Genomic DNA, 13,926 nt, shown 5'->3' with positions numbered 1-13,926 from the left:
CGGGAGCCCGTGTCACACGGTCAGTAGAGCCGCTTGGGCTGCTTGGGCAGCACCACGCCGGACGGTCCGCGCCAGGTGCCCGTCTCCGGGGCGACCAGCGTGGACAGCTCCTCCTCGCCGAGCAGGACGGGGACGCCGACCGAGCTGCCCGCCAGGTCGACGGTCACCTGGGCGCCGGTGGGCGTCTCGGTGTTGTAGTCGGCGTCGGTGCCCGCGATGACCAGGGCGAGCCGGTGGCCCTTCTTGAGGACGTACTCCTGGGCGAGCGTCTCCCAGCGCACCCCGTAGTACCTGCCAGGGGTCAGCGGGGCCGGTTTGCTGAGCGAGGCGCGGTTCTGGGCGTCCAGCCAGCCGCGCGCCACCACGTTCACCTCCGACGTGATCGTCTTGGTGCGGGTCTGCCGGTAGCAGGCGTCGTCGGCGGCGGTGCTCTCGCCGTGGCAGCTCTCGGTCGTCAGCGTCTCGATGCCCTCGCCGCGGCCGAGGTAGTCGACGCGCGTGTCCGCGCCGTAGTCCACCAGCAGCGCGGTGAGGTTGGCGGTCGGCCCGTCCAGCTTCACCTTGAGGTTCGCGGTGGGCGTGCCGGACAGCCGCGCGCTGCGCGGCAGCGGCGCCGACACGAACGACAGCCGGTACGGCTTGGCCGCGGTCGGATCGGACACCAGGTCGCCCTCCGCGTGGCCCGCGCCGTTCGGCCCGGCCGCGTCGGTGAACGTGCCGGTGGCGCCCTTGGCGGCGGGCTTGAGGCCGAGGGTGCCGTCGGCGCCGGGACGCAGCGTCAGCGTGCGCGCCGCCGGCGCCGGCCAGTCCGCCTGGGTGATCCACTGGTCCGGACCGATCTCGATGTCGGCGCGCGGCTCCCGCAGCACATCATTGCCGATCTTGTGCAGCTCGTGGTCGAACCACTTGTGCAGCGTGGCGACCCACTGCTCGCGGCGGGTGTCGAACGGGTCGACGTGCCCGCGCTGCGACAGCCACACCTTGCGCGTCACGCCGCGCTTGGCCAGGCCCGCCCACCACTTGGCGAAGTGGTCGGTCTTGACGTTCAGGTCGTTGACGCCGTGGTAGGCGAACACGCTGGCCCGCACGTTCCGCACGTCGCCCACGGTGCCGTCGCGGTAGTTCGACTCGGCCCAGTAGGCGTTGTAGTTCCCCGTCGCGTCGTCCTCGCCCTTGTCCAGCTCGGCGCGGACGGCGGCGCACTTCTCCGGCGGGTCGGTGTCGACGTAGTCGGCGAGCCAGGGCTGCTCGTCCTCCCAGTACTTGACGCCGTTCATGCGGCTGTACTCGTACCAGCTGCTGATCGCCGAGATCGGGACGATCGTCTCCAGGCCCCGCACGCCCGTGGCGGCGACGCCGTTGGCCAGCGTGCCGTCGTACGACTTGCCGATCATGCCGGTGCGGCCGGTGGTCCACGACGCCTGCACCGGGGCGCCGTCCGCCGTGTAGGCCTTGGCCCGGCCGTTCAGCCAGTCGACGACGGCCTTGACGCCGAGCACGTCGGGCGCCCCGCCGCTGGTCGGGCAGCCGTCCGACTTGGTGGTGCCGATCATGTCGACGGCCAGGAACGCGTACCCGCGCGGCACGAAGTAGTTGTCGTAGAACAGCGGGAACTTCACCGGGTTCCCCGCCGCGTCGTAGACCTTGCGCTCGCTCTCGTTGCCGCGCCCCGAGTTGTCGTAGTACGGGCTGGCGTCCATGATCACCGGCACCTTGAGGCCCCGCTGGGTCTCCTTGGGCCGGATGATGTCCACGTTGACGCGGTCACGCCTGCCGTCGCGGTCGCTGTCGAGGGGGGACTCGACGTACACGTGCTCGCGGATCGCGTCGGCGTAGGAGAAGACCGGCTGGGTCACGCCGTCCTTCACCACGATCTTGGGGACGGCGGCCCGCGCGTCGGCCACGCCGCCCGCGCCGGCCAGCACGACGCCGGTCGCCAGCGTCACCGCGATGGTCCGTCGGGTTCGTCTCAGGGGTCTCCTGGGCAACCCGCACCTCCGGATTCTGTTTGATCGTTACGGAGGCACAGGCAACACCGTGGGCGGGGCCAGGTAAAGATCGGCGGCGCAGGAACCGCGACCGGTTTTGGTCAGCACTTGCCCTTGCGCCACGCACCGTGTCCGCAAACGCACCTTACGTCCCGTCCGTTGCGCGGCCGTGCGTGTGGGCCGTCCGGGTACGCCACTCGGCAGTGAGCATCGACTGCCACACCAGGATAAAAGGAATGGCCTTCCCCGAGATCGAACTCGGGGAAGGCCCTCGATTCAGCTCACGACCGCCAGGGCCGTCCCCTTACATCCGCCGGGGGTCCGGCGTCGGCAGGGGGTTCGGGGCGGGCGGAACCGGCAGGGGCGTCGGCACCGGAACCGGCAGCGGCTCCGGTGTCGACACAGTGATGGGTGCAATGACCATCTTGTCCATGGGTTGTCCCTTTCGTGGTTTTACTTGAGCCGCGTCTGGCGCGGCATCCGCCTCGTTCGGGCCGGACAGTAAGGACAGTCCGGCGGCGACACCGAACGGCAACCACAGAATCCGTGTCGGTTTCTCGGCCGTGGGCGGAGCCAGGTAAAGATCGGCGGCGCGGGAACCGCGACCGGTTTTGGTCAGTACTTGCCCTTGCGCCCCGAACAATGTCCGCAATGCCCCTTACGTCCCGTCCGTTGGGCGCCCGCGCGTGTGGCCACGGCCGCGGCGGGCATGCCGGGCGCCGTCACCAGCCGGCACGAGCACAGGAGGAAACGATGGGCTGGGGCTACCGCAAGTCCCTCAGGATCGGCCCCTTCCGGATCAACCTGTCACGGTCTGGCGTCGGCCACAGCGTCGGCGGCCGGGGCGTCCGCTACACCCGCACCGCCCACGGCCGCCGGGAGATGACCTTCCGCATCCCCGGCACCGGCCTGTACTGGCGCCGCCCCCTCTCCCGCCGCCGCCCCCGCACCCGCCGCCACTGACCCAGGACATCACCCGGCGCGCACGGACACCCCTGCGCACGGCATCCGAGCCCGACGCCTTGACATAGTAAGGTTCCGCCTGCCATGTGCCCCCGGGCGCGGGCCGGCCGGTCAGGAGCGCAGGTCGGTGTCCTTTCTGGGCTGCACGCGCTTGGGCTCGCCGGGCATCTTCGGGTAGTTGGGCGGGTACGCCTGTCGCCGAGCCGACGTTCCACCTCACGGCCGAACGCCTGGCGTTCCTGCCGGTAACGGCCGAGGCGGCCGCACGTTCGCTTATTCGCGGCGCAGCACGGTGAAGAGCAGGAGTTCCCGGTAACGTTCCTGCTGTTCGAGGTCGGTGGGAAGGACCTGCGGGACGGCGTTGATCAGCTGCACTTTGCCGAGGTGGGCGTTGTACAGCAGCAACCCGCGAAGCCGCGCCTCGTCCGGCGGGAAACCGAGGTCCTCGATAATCCGCGAGACGTAGGCGATTCGCCGTTCGGTGACCCGGGTGAGGACCGCGGCGACCCGCGGCTGTCCGGCGGCGGCCATCAACGCGATCTCGACCGGGTCGCCTCCGGTGGCCGCCGGCACCACGGCGAAGAGCGTCCGCAGGCGCGCCATCGGCTCCGACTCCGCCTCGGCCCTGGCGATGACCTGCCGGGTGTTGCTCTCTTCCCAATGGGCGAGCACGGCGTCGACCAGGGCGTCCCTGCTGCGGAAGTGCCAGTAGAAGCTGCCCTTGGTGGTCCCCAGGCGGACGGCCAGCGGTTCGACGGCCACCGCGGCCAGCCCGCCCTCACTGATGGCGGTCAGCGCCGCCTCCACCCAGTCCTGCGCTGACGGCACCCGCACCCCCTCCGCGAATTTCGCCGGACACTACGTATTGCCGTGCACCATACGCTAGCGTATGGTGCACCTCCATACGCAACCGTATGGCAGCCGGAATCCGAGGCATGTGGAGGGACTGAGTTGTTCGGCGGAAATGTCGCTGCCACCACGCCGGACGCGGGAGCGGACGGACGATGCGGCAGGCAGTGACGATCACGGGATCGCGAGCCATCGGTCACCGGCCTCGGGCCGGCCGCCGTGCGCTGTTCGAGGACGATGCCGGGCCGTTGGCGACGCCGGGCACCCGGTTCCCTCCGGGCGGACCGACGGACGCGGCGTCCCCGGCGGGACAGATGACCGCAGAGAATCTGGCGCCGCTCGTCAGCGACCTGCGGCGAATCGTGCGATCCGATCTGCTGTGGCTGTACACCACCCTGCCTTCCGGCGCGGCGTGGGTCGCGGCGTCCGGCTCGGCCGCCGGTGTCCGCGATCGGCCGCCGGAAGGCCTCGAGACGTTCCGGTCTCCCACGGGTCCACGGCCGATCCCGCGGCAGGCGCTGCCGGACGGCTGGCGGGCGGGCGTGCTCGCCCCGATCCGTGCACCCGACGGACGCGACGCCGGATGTCTGCTGCTCGGCTGGACCCGGTGGAGCGGCCGGTACCTGGCCCGCTGGATCACCTCCGGGAGGCTGGGCGGCGCGGTGACCGGTGCGGCCGACGTGCTGGGCGCCTTCTGGGCCAAGACGTGGACGGCCCACGTGCTGGAGGCGGAACGGTCCCGGCTCCGCACGGTCATCGACCACTCCAATGTCTGCGTCCTTGCCCTGGACCAGAATGGAAAGATCGTCGTCTGGAACGCGGCGATGTCGGAACTCGTCGGTGTGCGCGCCGAGGACGCCGTCGGCAGGCGGCCGGAAGAGCTGTTCACCCTGACCGGCGAGGACGGCCGCGCGGTGTGCCTGGCCGCCGGGCTGCACGGCAGCGTGCGGCTGACCACGCCCGGTGGGCGCTCGCTGTGGACACGGGTGTCGTGCTCGGCTCCGGCGCGGGCCACGCCGGCCGCCGCGTCCGGCCTGCTGTGCGCGGCGTTCGTGGACGAGTCGGCGCAGCGGCAGGTGGAGTACATGCGGCACCTGCTCACGCTGTCGGTACGTCATGAACTGCACGGTCCGCTGACCACGATCCGCGGGCACTGCCAGTTGCTCGAGGAGGTCCTTCCCGGCGACGAGAACACGGCGGACTCGCTGGGGGCGATCCAGGACGCCGTGGAGATGATGCGGCACGTCATCGGCGACCTGGTCCAGTTGGTCGGCCCGGACCCGGCGGCGCCGCCCGCGACGCGGGTGGAACCCGTGCAGGTGGAGCCGCTGCTGCGCAGGACGCTGCGGAGCATCCCGTCGGTGGCGGCGCGCGGCCTGGTCGCCGCGGCACCGGGCCTGACCGTGCGCGGCGATCCGGTCCGGTTGCGGCAGTGCCTGCTCCTGGTGCTCGGCAACGCGGAGAAGTACGCGCCCGACGGCACGATCGAGATAACGGCGTACCGGGAGGGGACGTCCGGTGTGATCAGCGTCGCGGACCGGGGCCCGGGGATCCCGTCCCGCGAACGCGACCTGGTGCTGCGGCCACGCTACCGGTCGGAGGCCACGCGGGACCTGCCCGGGTCCGGGATGGGGCTGTACATCACCGCCACGGTGATGACCGCCATGAACGGTCGGCTCGAGCTCGCCCCCGCGCCGTCGGGCGGCCTTGAGGTGCGGCTCCGCCTGCCCCTCTGGGCGGACCCGCGCCACGCGACCTGAGTCCGGCCGGCCCGGGACCGCCCGCGGCCCCTGCCGGATCCGTCCTGGTCGGCTGGAGCACAGTCGGTCAGCCGGCGCGCAGGTCGCGGAGGGCCGCGCGGAAATCGGCGAGGTCGAAGGGCTTGGCGAGGACCCGGGTCAGCGTGCCGTCGGCCAGGTCGCCCGAGGCGTGGACGGCGGCGGTGAGCATGAGCACCGGCAGGTCGGCGCCGCGGGCGTCGGCGCGCAGACGGGCCAGCAGATCGGCGCCGTCCATGTCCGGCAGCATCCGGTCCAGGATGAGCAACTGCGGCGGGGCGGCGCCGGTCAGTTCGCGCCAGCCGTGCTCGCCATCCTCGGCCAGCACCGCCTCGTGCCCGTCGCGTTCCAGCACCGTGCGTAGCAGCCGGCCCACTCCTGGGTCGTCATCGATGATGAGCACCCGCATGGCGGCAGAACCTAGCAGATCGGAGCGTGGCCGCCGGTGGCGCAGAGCCAGCCGACGGCCTCCGTCGCCGAGCGGACCGGCACGATCCGCACCCCGGTGCCCCGGGCCGCCGCGGTGGCGGCGGCGCGCTGCCAGACCGGTACGAAGAAGACGTCCGCGCGTGCCGCCACCGCGGCACGGACCTTGTCGGCGACCTCGCCGACGCCGGTCACGGTGCCGTCGGGACCGATCCCCCCGGTTCCGGCGACGCGGCGGCCGCCGGTCAGGTCGCCCGGGGTGAGCGCGTCGGCGCGGGCCAAGGCCAGGACGAGCCCGGCCGACGGCCCGCGCACGGCGCCCAGCGGGTAGGCGGTCGCCGAGACGTCCGGGCGGGCCCGTACCCGCGCGAGGCGGGCTGCGGGCATCCGCCGGATCTCGGCCTTCCCCCACGAGTCGTCGGAGCTCCTGGGGACGACGAGAACGCGCAGGCCGGTTCGCCGGGGCGCGGTTCGCAGGTCGGCCTGCGTGCGCAACGGGGCCAGGTCCTCGGCGTCCCCAGCGGCCAGCAGGATGTCGCCGGGCCGCAGTCCGATGGCAGGGGCCGCGTCGGTCACCTGCAGCCCGGTACCGCCCCCCGGAGTCCGGCGGGCGGCGAGCTGGGCGGCGACCAGCACGGCGTTGGTCTGTGCCGTGCCCATCGCCCGGTCCGTCGCCGTGGCCGTCGCCGGGGAACTGTCGCCGCCGCCCCTGATCGTGCGTTCCCCGCTCAGTTCGGCCACCGCCCACTGGAACCAGGTGCTGCGCCGTATCCGGACCGTCGTGACCGACCAGGACCCGTCGGCAGGGCCGCCGACCTGGATCACCGGGCCGGGACCGACGCGGTGGTACGGCGAGCCGGTCACCCCGAGGCCGGCCAGCATGATCAGGGAGGCGACCGTGCCGTACCGCAGCCGGCGTTTCAGCGGTACCGCGCGCGACTCACCATCGCTCCGAACGGCGTTCATATCTCCAGTAGCATGGCGTCATGGCACGGGTCCTGGTCGTGGACGACGATCCACGACTCGTCAAGGTGGTCGCGGGCCTGCTGCGCAGACGCGGACACCAGGTGGAGGCCGCGCCCAACGGCGAGTCGGCCCGGCTGGTGCTGCGGCGCGGCGGTGTCGACATCGCCCTGCTGGACATCAACCTCCCCGACATCGACGGGCTGTCCCTCGTCGACCAGTTGCGCGACGGGGGGAACACCACGCCGCTGATCCTGCTGACCGTCCGCGGCGAGCCGCACGAGCAGGCGCTCGGACTGCGGCTCGGCGCCGACGACTACGTCGCCAAGCCGTTCGAGCCGGAGGTTCTGCTCGCCCGGATCCAGGCGGTGCTGCGGCGCAGCGCGACCCCCACCGCCGGACGGACCGACGACACCCGCGGTGCCCTGCTGGACATTCCGCCGGTGCGGGTCGATCTCGCCGCGCGGCAGGTCTTCCGGGACGGGACAGTGGTGCGGCTGGCCCCCATGGAGTACGCCCTGCTGGAGTTCCTGGCCACCAACCGTGGCCGGGCGATCTCCAAGGAGGAGCTCATGCTGCATGTGTGGGGCACCAGCCAAGGCGTGTCCCGGACGCTCACCGAGCACGTCTCCCGGCTGCGCCGCAAACTCGGCGAGGACGTGATCGTGACCGTGACCGGGTTCGGATACCTCATTCCGGCGGCTCCCGAGAGTTCCGCAGCCACAACTCCGTGACGAGGGTGTGCTCCCCTTCCACCCGGCACCACATCTGGTCGCCGTTGGCCTGCATGGTCGCACGCCACCGGGCCAGCCCCACATGGTCGCCGAGCCCGTTGTCGACCCTGGTCGGCCAGGGCAGCCCGATCCGGGTTCGCGCCCGCTCCAACTCCGGCCGTGTCAGGTCCTCGGAGAAAGAACGCACGGTGCGGACCGTGAAGTCACCCCGCCGGCGCACCGTCACCCGCTGACGGGTCAGCCCGCCCAGCAGCGCGCCATGGGTACGGATGGTGTCGGCCACGATCCGGTCCGCCCGCTCGCCGCTGATCTGGGGCTCCTGCATGGCGACGAGCAGCCCGGCGAGCCCCTCGACCGCCGAGCCGAACAGTTCCACGTCCTCGTCCCGCCTTCGTCCGGCCGTCTCGGCGAGCAGCCCGGCCGTCACCGACAGAATGGTGAGCTCGCCCGCCATCCGATGCACCGCGCCCCGGGCGAACCTGTCGTGCCACTGCTCCGGCTCCCTGCCCGCGACGGCGTCGACGAGCACCGCGGTCGCCGCGGTCAGCGGGATCGCGGCGACCGGACCGCAGGCGAAGGCCGCCCGCCAGGTCAGCGCCTGGCCGGCGGCGACGAGCGAATCCCGGTCCAGGCACGTCCCGCCGGGGCCGCTGAGATCCTCCACGCCGCGCGGCGGGATCCCCGCCCGGGCGTACACGACCACGGGTTGCAACGCGGCGGACCTCAGCCGCTCACCGCGGTGCCCGCGCTGGACACGAGCTCGTCGAGCGCCGCGCGCAGGTCGGTGCCGGCCCTGACCACCCGGACGTAGTGCCCGGTCAGCCGCCCGGCGAGCTGGGCGTTCAGCCCGCCCTCGCCGATCCCGCCGGAGATCTGGTGCTCCTCGACCGCCACGATCGCGTTGTCCCGGTGGACGAGGACGTCGGTGACCTGGATCGGGTTCATGGCGTTGGTCAGGAAGGTCACCGGGTCGGCGGAGTACTCGATGATCTCCAGTCGTTCCTTGCCGAAGCCGCGGTTCAGCAGGCTCTCGGCCCCCCGGAGCCGGCTCGCCCCCCGGCCGATACAGGCTCCCCGTGCGTCGACTCCCCTGGTGGTGGGCGCCACGGCGATCTTCGTCTTGGTACCGGCGACACGCGCCACGGCCTTGATGACGACCTTGCCGGTGAGCAGTTCTTCGACGAAGCCCGCCAGGACGCGCTCGACCAGCTCCGGCGCGGTGGCCGACAGCAGAAGCCGCTCACCGCCCTGCCGGCCCTCGCCGGACACGCCGACGACCAGCGCGATGACGCTGTCCCCCACCGCCAACTCGGGAGCGGTGGCCCCCGCCGGGAGTTCGTAGGCGTCTGCGCGCGGCAACAGCGCGTCGCGGGCCTGGAGGGTGGCGACGTCGTACACGGTGCAGCGGAACCCGTCGGGATCGCTCGAATTGATGTGCGCCGTCACCGTCGTCCCGACGACCGCAGGTTCGAGACCGAAGTCGCTCAGGATCGTTCGCACCGCTGCTGGTCCTTTCGTTTGTGAAGCGGGGCCAGGCGGCCGGTCTCACTCCGCGCCGGGTCGCCTGCCCCTGACCTTTACAGTCCGCGCGTTCCAGAATCCGCAACCCAGCGTTTGCCGGGTCACGTGAGATTACCTCGGGCGCGTGCACCGAGAGCGCACCGGACGACCACCGCCGATTCGACGTGCGCACCACGGGCGATCAATTCTGTGTCAACGCGGCCGCCGGGTCCCCGCGGTCAGACGGATTCGCGACCTCGCGCGGGCACGGCGCTCATCTAGGGCTTTGCCGCGCGGTTCATCCGATCGACGCGAACCCGCGTGTATCCGCGGCCGGTTCAGGAGGGTCATGGGCATGTCAACGATCTTGATTGGTCCGAGCATTCCCGGCATCGTGCGCGTCTAATCTCGCATCAGCCACCAACGGCGAGGGAGACGTATGGAGAACGTGCAGCCGCTCGGCGGCGGGCGCCCCACCGCCGAGGAGTTCCGCAGCCGCAACGACATGCTCTTCGCGCGTCGCAAGGAGCTACAGCAACAGCTCACCGGCCTGCGCGCCAGGGCCGACGCAGACGAGTTGGACATGCTCTCGGAACTGGCGTTGCGCCGAGCCGAACGTGAACTCGAGGACGTGACCCACGAAATACTGAACATGAACTTCGGTCTCGTTCGCAGATACGTCGCCATGTTCACGTCGAGGTCCAGTGAGCACATCGAGGATTTCGAAAGCGCCGGCAAGGTCGGGCTTTTGTGGGCGATCTCCTCCTATGACCCGGACCGTGGGCCGTTCGCCAGCTGGGCGTTCAAACCGATCCAGCGGGAGGTGCTGCGCGCGGTGCGGGACGCCGACCACCCCAACCTCAATCCCGGGGACTTCGAGAAACGCCCCGCCATCCTGGCCGCGGAGCGGGCGTATCTGGAGGAGGCCGGGCCGGACGCCCCGGTGGACCACGCCGTCATCGCCCGGCGTGCCGGGGTGACCGAGGCCCAGGTGCGGCGGGTTCTGGACGCGCCACGGCTCGACAGCCTGCACGCGCCCGCGGGGGGCCAGGCCGAGGACGAGGCTCCGTGGGAGGAGCGGCTGGCCGACTCCTCCCCGAGCATCGAGACGGAGGTGCTGCTGCGGTTGGATCTGCGCGCCATCAGCAGCCGCGGCCTGCCCAACCTCGACTCCCGCGAACGGTACGTGCTGACGCGCCGATTCGGGCTGGACGGCGATCCGGAGCAGTCGCTGCGCGTCATCGGCGAACGGCTGGGGCTGTCGCGCGAAGGGGTCCGGCAGATCCAGCAGAAGGCGCTGGCCAAGCTCGTCGAGCCCATCATGGAGGCGTCGGACGATCCGGGAACGTTCCAGGGACGGGCGGGATGAACGACGAGCGGGAGCCGAGGCCGGTCGACGGGAACTGGGCACAGAACCCGTGGATCATCATCGACGACACCGCGGACGCCGCGGAGGAGCCGGCGCCGGCCGGCGCCGACGAGCCGCCGGTGGCGCCGCGCGGCGGAGCCGGCCCCGGTGGCGCGAGCACGGATGCGGCCGACGGTCGTCCCTCTTCCGTTGGCCCTGCGCAGAGCAACGGCTGGGAGTCTTCCGGGACGTCGCAGACCTGGAACGGCATGAACATGGCGCCTCCGGGGGCCGAACCGAGGACGACGATCGCCTTCGAGGCCGCGCCCGGGGCAGGCGGCGGGGGCCAGAGCGGCGCGGGCCAGAGCGGCGCGGCGGCAGCCTGGGAGGCTCCTTCCGGCGACGCCGTCCAGGCCCCTCCCACCGGTGGCGCGCAGACCGCCTGGTACACCGACGACCTCGCGAACGAGGGCTACGCCTCTCGGCCCGTCCTCGACGACCGACCCGCTCATGATGACGATGCCCCCCGACGGCCGGCCCGCCGTGCACTGGTGAACCGGCTGCCACGACCCGGCGGCATCGCCCTGGGGCCGGCCCTCGTCACCTTCGTCATCACCTGCCTGAGTGTCCTGCTGGTGGTCTCGTCGATCATCTGGCGTCCGCACACGCCCTGACCCGCCCGCCGCCGATCCGGGACGACCGTCGCCGCGGCCATGACTCTCCTGGGCTTGACGTCTCGGCCCGATCCGGCACGGCGCGCATGGACCCGGATCAGACCCTGGTCAGACCCGGATCGGACCCGGGCCGGGTGTGGGTCAGGTGCGGCTGCGCAGTCGCGTGCGACGGGCGCGTTCGGCGTCGGCGCGGCGGGGTGTCGGCCGCCCCTTCGGTTCCCGCGGGTCGCGTCGCGGCCCGTCCGGCCTCCGCCGGCCGACGCGCACGGCCCGGCGCCGCCGCGCGCCGCCCAGCGTCCTGATCCAGATGACGCCCTGCGCAGTCCCGTCACTGATCACCCCCCAGACCGCTCCCGGGAGCGCCCGCACCAGCCGCACGAACGCCAGCGTGAGCCCGGCGGCCCCGAAGTTGACGACCGCCCCCAGTCCGGCCACCTGTCCCCAGGCCGCCGCCTCACGCACCCCGCACCGGCCCGTACTGAACAGGCCGCCGGGGCACTCGCTCGGAATCAGGACCACGAGCGCCCCCACGACCCCGGCCAGGGCGCACAGCGCGGCGGCCGCCGTGAACCGGCCGATCGATTTCTTCCAGCGGCGGTGCAGCCGCACGGTCACCCGCACCACCGAGGCGGCCGCGACACCCGCCGCGGCGGCGATGAGCAGGTCCGTCGTCCCGAACCGGAGCGCCCCGCCGTACTGGAGGACGAGCAGCCCCAGCGAAACGCCCGCCAGCGCCACCCCGAGGGACACGACGATCGCGACCTCGACCGCCACCGCCCGTGGTCTCACCCGGATCGCGGTCATGACACTCGCTCCTCGTACCAGCGCAGTTCCTGCGTCCGCATCGGCACGACCACGTACTCGACCCTGCTCTCGGGCTTGTTGACCCGCAGGTACGCCTCACCGGTGCCCAGGTCCCGCAGTTCCTGGGTGGAGACGATGAATTCCTCCTCCTCCATGAGGTTGAACTGCTGGGGATGCCCGGAACGGCCGAGGCGCTCGGAGAACTTGTTGTTGTCCCGCATGCCGAGGAACTCGGCGCACTTCTCGGCGGACTCGGGCGACGACTGGGCCATGGCGATCAGCCAGTTGATGTTCTGCGTCAGCCGGGACCAGTCGTCGCCGTCCTTGTCGATCCAGTCCGTCGGCCCCTGGGTGCACAGGATCATGTTGAACAACGCCGACCGGACCCGGGAGAGCATGTTCATGGCGATGGTCCGGTCGATGAAGTTCGCCTCGTCCACGACGATCAGCCGAGGCCGGTCCTTGGGAGCGCGGCCCTGGATGCGCTGCGCGGCGTACACCGACAGGCGCTGCAGCGCCGAGGAGGAAAGGATCTTGGCCATGTCGGGCTGCCCGAGCGAATTGAGCCCGACATAGGTCAGCCCGTCGCGCCGGACGTCGATCATCTGCCGGTCGCCGCCGGGGACGAGGACGCGCCGCCCCACGCCGGAGTCGTACAGTCCGGTCAGCTTGGTGCCGAAACTGGCCGCCGAGTTGGCCTCGTCGCGGGACGGCCGCAGCACGTTGGGGTAGCGTTCCACGCAGTAACCGGCACCGTGCACCCGGTCGATCGCGAGGACCCGCTCCTTGACCGCGCCCCTCATGTGCTCGCCCTGCTCCATGATCTTGCCGATGTCCAGCATGGTCGGCGGGGGGAACCGGTCCGGCGCCACCTCGCCGGCCTGGTAGCACATCTGGACGACCTGCTGCAGAACCTTGCGGTTCAGTGCCTGCCAGTACGCGTCGTCGAACTCGACCATCGTCATGATGGTGTCGAACGCCTCGTCGGCGGACATGCCGGCGAGCGCGTTGAACCAGTAGCCCGGCCGCTCGTCGCCCAGGGCGATCTCCTGCATGGGCACGCGATGCATCCGCGCGTAGGCGCGCAGGAAGTCGCGCAGGCCGCCCGGCTCGGTGTCCTCCTTCATGTCGATGACGGTGACGTCGAACCCCATGTCGAGCGCCGCCCCGATGATCCACATCAGGGTGACCGTCTTTCCGCTGCCGGTGGAGCCGACGACGGCGCCGTGCATGCCCAGTTCCTGGACGCTGAGGAACACCGGCCGGTCGCGGCGCCCCAGTCCGATCGGGAGGGCCTTGGCCTTGAGTGGCGTCCTTCTGGCCTTCTCCGTCGCGTGCGGACCGCGCACCGCGGGGATCTCGCTCAGGGGCACCCTGCCGGACACCCGCCGTTTCAGCATGTCCCGCCGGACCTTCGTGGGCGTGATCGGATCGTCGACCGACTCCTTGCGGCGCATCCACGTCCCGTCGAGCACCGCGAGGAACTTGGTCTTCATCCGCAGGAACGAGCTGAGCGCGGCGACCGGTGAGCCGATCGCCCGGCCCATGATCATGCCGGTGCAGCCCGCCAGCACCGCCGCCACGCACAGCACCACGGTGACGGGGACCCGCAGGGGGTCCCCCGGGCCGCGGTCGGCGAAGCTGAGCAGCCAGTAGCCGTAGCTCAGCGCGTTCGCCCTGGCGTACACGGCGAATCCGGCCACGCCCGCCAGCGTCAGGATGGCCCAGTCCCGGCGCGCCAGGACCCGGCGCAGCACGAGGAAGACGACCGCCGCGCAGACGGCCGGGACGAAGGCCACGAGCAGGAACGCGAGTGCCACCATGACCACGGTCGTGAACAGGTAGCCGCCACTGTCGTCTCCGGCCCCGGACCCCGACCCTCCGCTGTACGCCATATTC

The 13,926-nt window shown here is 71.7% G+C and carries 13 protein-coding genes; 5 read left to right on the top strand and 8 right to left on the bottom strand.

The genetic code is table 11. The features are described from left to right. Positions 1–20: 20 nt before the first annotated feature. A complete protein-coding gene (locus tag ABD811_RS34895) occupies positions 21–1,946 on the bottom strand; it encodes a Xaa-Pro dipeptidyl-peptidase (protein WP_344956303.1) in 1,926 nt (641 codons plus the stop codon). Positions 1,947–2,741: 795 nt separating this feature from the next. On the opposite strand from ABD811_RS34895, the gene ABD811_RS34890 reads away from it, so the two are divergent. Then, complete coding sequence (locus tag ABD811_RS34890) at positions 2,742–2,951, top strand: DUF4236 domain-containing protein (protein WP_344956301.1); 210 nt, start codon at positions 2,742–2,744, stop codon at positions 2,949–2,951. Between the two features lie 273 nt (positions 2,952–3,224). Here the strand turns inward: ABD811_RS34890 and ABD811_RS34885 are convergent, their stop codons facing one another. Beyond that, positions 3,225–3,779: a TetR/AcrR family transcriptional regulator gene (locus ABD811_RS34885; protein ID WP_344956299.1), complete on the bottom strand. Its 555-nt coding sequence runs from the start codon at positions 3,777–3,779 to the stop codon at positions 3,225–3,227. Positions 3,780–4,114: 335 nt separating this feature from the next. On the opposite strand from ABD811_RS34885, the gene ABD811_RS34880 reads away from it, so the two are divergent. Next, entirely contained in the window at positions 4,115–5,560 is a 1,446-nt protein-coding gene (locus tag ABD811_RS34880) for a PAS domain-containing sensor histidine kinase (RefSeq protein ID WP_344956297.1), read from the top strand. A 67-nt stretch (positions 5,561–5,627) separates the two neighbouring features. On the opposite strand, the gene ABD811_RS34875 is transcribed toward ABD811_RS34880, so the two are convergent. Next, positions 5,628–5,987, bottom strand: a complete 360-nt coding sequence (locus ABD811_RS34875; protein ID WP_344956295.1) for a response regulator — start codon at positions 5,985–5,987, stop codon at positions 5,628–5,630. Positions 5,988–5,998: 11 nt separating this feature from the next. Next, on the bottom strand, positions 5,999–6,970 hold the full coding sequence (locus ABD811_RS34870) for a hypothetical protein (RefSeq protein ID WP_344956293.1): 972 nt from the start codon (positions 6,968–6,970) through the stop codon (positions 5,999–6,001). A 20-nt stretch (positions 6,971–6,990) separates the two neighbouring features. Between ABD811_RS34870 and ABD811_RS34865 the strand changes: the two genes are divergently transcribed. Then, the gene (locus tag ABD811_RS34865) at positions 6,991–7,701 is read left to right on the top strand and encodes a response regulator transcription factor (RefSeq protein WP_344956291.1); all 711 of its coding nucleotides are present in this window, start codon (positions 6,991–6,993) and stop codon (positions 7,699–7,701) included. Here the strand turns inward: ABD811_RS34865 and ABD811_RS34860 are convergent. Both ABD811_RS34860 and ABD811_RS34855 read right to left on the bottom strand, forming a co-directional pair. Then, positions 7,658–8,413: a hypothetical protein gene (locus ABD811_RS34860; RefSeq protein ID WP_344956289.1), complete on the bottom strand. Its 756-nt coding sequence runs from the start codon at positions 8,411–8,413 to the stop codon at positions 7,658–7,660. The genes ABD811_RS34865 and ABD811_RS34860 overlap by 44 nt on opposite strands. 11 nt (positions 8,414–8,424) lie before the next feature. Beyond that, entirely contained in the window at positions 8,425–9,201 is a 777-nt protein-coding gene (locus ABD811_RS34855) for a hypothetical protein (protein WP_344956287.1), read from the bottom strand. Between the two features lie 439 nt (positions 9,202–9,640). Here ABD811_RS34855 and ABD811_RS34850 point away from each other — a divergent pair, with 439 nt between their 5' ends. Both ABD811_RS34850 and ABD811_RS34845 read left to right on the top strand, forming a co-directional pair. Next, the gene (locus ABD811_RS34850; protein WP_344956285.1) at positions 9,641–10,570 is read left to right on the top strand and encodes a sigma-70 family RNA polymerase sigma factor; all 930 of its coding nucleotides are present in this window, start codon (positions 9,641–9,643) and stop codon (positions 10,568–10,570) included. Continuing rightward, the gene (locus ABD811_RS34845; RefSeq protein ID WP_344956283.1) at positions 10,567–11,223 is read left to right on the top strand and encodes a hypothetical protein; all 657 of its coding nucleotides are present in this window, start codon (positions 10,567–10,569) and stop codon (positions 11,221–11,223) included. Before ABD811_RS34850 ends, ABD811_RS34845 begins: the two co-directional genes overlap by 4 nt. Before the next feature lie 141 nt (positions 11,224–11,364). On the opposite strand, the gene ABD811_RS34840 is transcribed toward ABD811_RS34845, so the two are convergent. Both ABD811_RS34840 and ABD811_RS34835 read right to left on the bottom strand, forming a co-directional pair. Beyond that, entirely contained in the window at positions 11,365–12,027 is a 663-nt protein-coding gene (locus ABD811_RS34840; protein WP_344956281.1) for a hypothetical protein, read from the bottom strand. Further along, on the bottom strand, positions 12,024–13,922 hold the full coding sequence (locus tag ABD811_RS34835; RefSeq protein WP_344956279.1) for a type IV secretory system conjugative DNA transfer family protein: 1,899 nt from the start codon (positions 13,920–13,922) through the stop codon (positions 12,024–12,026). The genes ABD811_RS34840 and ABD811_RS34835 overlap by 4 nt, the downstream gene beginning before the upstream one ends. Positions 13,923–13,926: the final 4 nt, after the last annotated feature.

Source organism: Actinomadura miaoliensis, from assembly GCF_039536785.1.
Lineage (GTDB): Bacteria > Actinomycetota > Actinomycetes > Streptosporangiales > Streptosporangiaceae > Spirillospora > Spirillospora miaoliensis.
The sequence above is the reverse complement of the archived record's forward strand: the minus strand, read 5'-3'. Positions and strand labels throughout refer to the sequence as shown.